Origin of the sequence: Alkalibacillus haloalkaliphilus C5, assembly GCF_000269905.1 — a bacterium.
In the GTDB taxonomy this organism is placed as follows: domain Bacteria; phylum Bacillota; class Bacilli; order Bacillales; family Alkalibacillaceae; genus Alkalibacillus; species Alkalibacillus haloalkaliphilus_A.
Genome location: NZ_AKIF01000193.1, coordinates 1 through 4,463 on the forward strand (window position 1 = coordinate 1; position 4,463 = coordinate 4,463).

At 34.4% G+C, this 4,463-nt stretch carries 6 protein-coding genes; 5 read left to right on the forward strand and 1 reads right to left on the reverse strand.

What is annotated here, in order from left to right; all coding sequences use genetic code 11:
• On the forward strand, nt 1-522 hold a 522-nt coding region (locus tag A194_RS18725), incomplete at its 5' end, for a helicase-related protein (protein ID WP_040403123.1).
• Nucleotides 509-1,312 carry a YqhG family protein gene (locus tag A194_RS0114910; RefSeq protein WP_017187599.1) on the forward strand — a complete coding sequence of 268 codons (804 nt, stop codon included), beginning with the start codon at nt 509-511 and terminating at the stop codon, nt 1,310-1,312. The genes A194_RS18725 and A194_RS0114910, both read left to right, overlap by 14 nt.
• 114 nt (nt 1,313-1,426) lie before the next feature.
• Here the strand turns inward: A194_RS0114910 and A194_RS0114915 are convergent, their stop codons facing one another.
• Nucleotides 1,427-1,945 (reverse strand): shikimate kinase, encoded by a 519-nt coding sequence (locus A194_RS0114915; protein ID WP_017187600.1) that lies wholly within the window; start codon nt 1,943-1,945, stop codon nt 1,427-1,429.
• Nucleotides 1,946-1,984: 39 nt separating this feature from the next.
• Between A194_RS0114915 and comGA the strand changes: the two genes are divergently transcribed.
• The 3 genes from comGA to comGC are packed head-to-tail and all read left to right on the forward strand — an operon-like array spanning nt 1,985 to nt 4,315.
• Nucleotides 1,985-2,989, forward strand: coding sequence for a competence type IV pilus ATPase ComGA (gene comGA, locus A194_RS0114920; RefSeq protein WP_017187601.1), 1,005 nt, complete (start codon nt 1,985-1,987; stop codon nt 2,987-2,989).
• Nucleotides 2,958-4,001 carry a type II secretion system F family protein gene (locus A194_RS0114925; RefSeq protein ID WP_017187602.1) on the forward strand — a complete coding sequence of 348 codons (1,044 nt, stop codon included), beginning with the start codon at nt 2,958-2,960 and terminating at the stop codon, nt 3,999-4,001. The genes comGA and A194_RS0114925 overlap by 32 nt, the downstream gene beginning before the upstream one ends.
• A gap of 11 nt (nt 4,002-4,012) precedes the next feature.
• On the forward strand, nt 4,013-4,315 hold the full coding sequence (gene comGC, locus A194_RS0114930; protein WP_017187603.1) for a competence type IV pilus major pilin ComGC: 303 nt from the start codon (nt 4,013-4,015) through the stop codon (nt 4,313-4,315).
• The last annotated feature ends 148 nt before the right edge of the window (nt 4,316-4,463 follow it).

A 4,463-nucleotide genomic window follows, 5' to 3' on the forward strand; every position in this document is an offset into this window, starting at 1 on the left:
TTACAATGGCTATGCCAACAAAACGGCATAAGCGCTGTACCATATAACGGTGATTTTAGAAAAAGCAAAAAACAATGGATGCTACAATTGTTTCAAAACAATGCAAAAGTTCTAATAGCAACAGACGCAGGTGCAGAAGGATTGAACTTGCAATTTTGTAACAATATGATCCATTATGACTTACCATGGAATCCGATGAAGTTAGAACAACGAATTGGACGCATCCATCGATTCGGACAAAAAGATACCGTTAATATATTTTACGTTGTCTTAAACAACACAATGGATGAAAAAATCCTTAACCTCCTTTACGATAAACTATCAATTTTCGAAGGTGTAATTGGAGAGATTGATCAAATCTTAAGTAGCTTCGGGGCTAATAGTTTTGAAGAAGAAATAACGGATATCATAAAAGAGTCACATTCAACAAAAGAAGCAGAAATTAAAATCGATAACTTAATGTCAGTAATTCAAAGTGAAAGTAAATATACTGAAGGGGAGCTAAAAGATGAAACAAGCTGAGATACATGGGTTTCTTTATGAATTTTTTGCTCATAGGCAAGCCGCTATTTTAGACAACCAAGACGGTTTGTTAACAGTTAAATTAACGAAAGAGTTAGACCAACAGTTAATGAACCGCCCATTTTACTGGCAATACATTAATACGATGGGCTATGAAGGTGAACCAATGACCGTCACATATAAATCTAAAGAAGGTATTGAAGCTGATGGTGAGTGGATTCACTTTGGTTCACCACGCTTACAACAAATATTTAACGTGATTCAAGAAGAAGGTCGCTATACTACCCTTTATGAAGAGAATAGCGGAAACACCAACAGGACACCTCTATACCCTTGGTTTGTTTGCAACTTACAAATTAAGTACCGCGGATGGTATATTCATGACGAAATGGTTAGTATAGGTATACTTCTAACAAACGGTACAATGCGTTTTAATTGGATTGATGAAAATCTTAACCAACAATTTGTACAACATGTACCTGATTATGCCTACAAAATTCCATATATCATATCGCCTGAAAGATCTATTGAACATATTACTAAAGAGTTATCAAGTAGAATTGAACAGGAAGCGACGTCCTTTAGTGAAAAATCAATTGAACTTTATCACCAAGAGTTAAAAATGTTAGACGAATTAACAGAGCTCCACACCGATGAAGATCAACAATTTTACGATCAATCAAAGGAACAAATTTATGAAAGGCTATACCCAAAAGTTGAAGTGAATTGGATCAATGGCGGTTTGTTCTATTTAACACAAGAGCGTACAAAACAACTAACAACTTCTTAATAAAAAGTTTTTCGACTAAGAAACGAAAAAAACCAATGAATTTTGTTTAACAAGACAAAACTTCATTGGTTTTTTTATTAAACACAAAAGTTATCGATTTTCGTCGTATTGACGTTAAGTTTCAAACGTTGTATAAGAATATATATAGCGTTTAATTTCCTCGACAATGTCTTCGACTGGCTGGTCGTCTACTTTCACTGAAAAATGTGATGAATCATCATAAAGTGACTGTCTATTATTGAACAAGTTCAGTCTTTTTTCAAGATCTTGATTCCAAAGTGGCCTAGACTCATCGTTAGCTATTCTATTCATAACCGTATCAAATGGTAGGTCCAACCATATAGTCAAAAAATCATCGCTTTTTAACGTTTGTCGATTGGCATCCAACTCAATGATTCCACCACCTGTTGCAACAACACAGTCCTGCTTAGAAAGTGATTTTAATACTTCACTTTCAACGTTTCGAAAGTATAGTTCACCAAAATGGTCAAAAATTTCAGGGATTGACATACCGACTTTATTAACAATTTCATCATCTGTATCAATAAAAGGAGTTTCCATTGAATGTGCAAGACGTTGTCCAATAGTCGATTTTCCAGAACCCATAAATCCAATTAACGCAATAGTTGTCATTAGATCACCTACTAAACTTCTGTATTAAGGAGTGATTTTATGAAACCAGATCACTTATCTAACCATATTATTCATGACGCTATTCAAAAAGGGGCTACAGATGTCCATTTTTCACCTGAAGAAGTTGACGTAACAATCCATTTTAGAATAAATGGATATCGTTGGTTTTATAAAAGAATACCACTTACAGATTACCAAACCTTGTTAAGTTATTACAAATTTACTTCTGGTATGGATATTGCAGAGAACCGAATCCCACAAGACGGTACGATCCCTTTGTCAATTAGTCACGATGCTTACCATTTAAGATTATCTACATTACCTTTAACTTCAACTGAAAGTCTTGCTATAAGAATTTTACCAAAAAACAAGTCACCTACTATTAACGAGCTGTTCTTATTCCCTAAGCAAACTGAATCTCTTCTTAATTGGATCCAAAACAAAGCAGGCATTATATTATTTACTGGCCCAACAGGAAGCGGTAAGTCGTCTACAATGTTTGCATTAATGAAAGAAGCGATCAAACGTTACGGATATCAAACAATTTCGCTGGAAGACCCAATCGAACGAGATGTCGATCAAATATTACAAGTGCAAGTTAATGAAAAAGCTGGATTCAGCTACGATGTAGGGTTGAAAGCAGCTTTAAGACATGACCCAGACATTATAACGGTTGGTGAGGTTCGCGATGAAGCAACAGCTCAATTTGCATTTAGAGCTGCATTAACAGGACACCTAGTTTTAACTACCGTTCATGCTAAAAACGCCCATGGCACAATCGAAAGGCTATTAGAAATGGGACTGACGAAAACCGAGCTTCATCAAACGATTATCGGGATTGCAGCTCAACAATTGATTCCATTATCAAACACATTGCAAGAACAACGTGGATACTCGAGGTTAGCAATCGCCGAATTACTAGAAGGTGAAAGCCTAACCCGTTCCATAAAAGGCTTCCCTCCTGAAAATAACAGTCATTTTTATACCTTCCATCAACTAAGGAGAAAAGCTTATGCTTATGGTTATTCCACTCAAAGTTACTAACAAGTCGGTTAATTTAAGTGAACAAGTTGCTTTTTTAGAACGTCTCTCAAAACTTCTCGCTAATCATTTTACATTAAAACGTTCATTAGAATTTATGATGTACGACCCTCAATTCAGTAACTTAGCTAAAATCTTTGTCAGCCTTTTGCAAGACGGTAAAAGTATTGAGGACTGCTTTCGTTTACTAAAATTCCACCCTATCGTGATAGCATTTCTGTACTTTTCAAGAGAAACCGGGCAAATGAATGAACAAATTATCAATTGCCATAACATGTTAAAGATGAGATTAGACTTTTATAACAAGTTAAAAAGTTTAATCAAGTATCCATTGACCTTACTGTTAATCTCGTTTGGCGGTTTTTTTTTCATAAGTAGCTTTCTTCTCCCAGCCTACACTGAGACGATGACCAGCTTTGGAGACCACTCTTCAAGTTACTGGTTTAATTTATTCGTTACAATGATCCAAACTAGCATCACTTTAATACTATGCCTTACTATTATTTTCACTCTTATAGTGTACTTCATTTACAAAAATGGAGATATTGATCGAAAAATTACTATTATAGAAAGAATTCCTTTTATAAGATCTATTGTTAAGTTAACGACAACGATTCACTTTGCCTATCATTTATCTTCAACAATAAATGGCGGTAAAACAGTTAAAGAAGGCTTAATTATTATGAGTCACCAAAATGATTTAATTATATTACGTCATTATGCACAAATCATAATTGACCGTTTGAAAAATGGAGATCAGTTAGTTACTTCAACAAATGGCCTTAGCCTTATTGAAGAAGATTTTAAATTTTTAATTCTTAGAAGCTCTGAACAAGGAACATTACTTGAAGACTTAAGAGCCTACTCTTCTATTGCACTTTCAACATTAGAGGAACGAACACAAAAAGTGCTGCTTATGGTTCAACCTACTCTATATTTACTCATCGGCAGTATGGTGGTCGTTATATACTTGTTCACACTGTTTCCTATGTTCCAACTAATAAATCATATGTAGAGGTGAAAATCATGTTCAAAAATAACAAAGGATTTACTTTAATAGAAATGCTCATCGTCTTGTTTATCATATCTGTTTTATTAATCTTAACGATCCCAAATGTCATAAAACACAATAGTTTTGTTGATGACACTGGATGTGATGCATATGTTGACTTAGTTCAATCACAAGTCCAACTTTACAAACTAGAAGAAGGTTCTTACCCAAGTGAATTGAATGAATTAGTCGATGATTATATCCCTAGTGCTACATGTCCTGATGAAACTGAGTTATTACTCAATAATGGTCGTGTGACAGTTGCGAACGAAGATTAATAATTCAAATGGTTTTACATTGGTTGAACAATTGATTGTTTTAAGTGTTATTCTTACGATACTCTTTTTCTCATGGTATAACTTCCATTCTATAAATATAAACCGGACGACACAGCACGTTTTAACCACTTTTGAACAAGATATATTT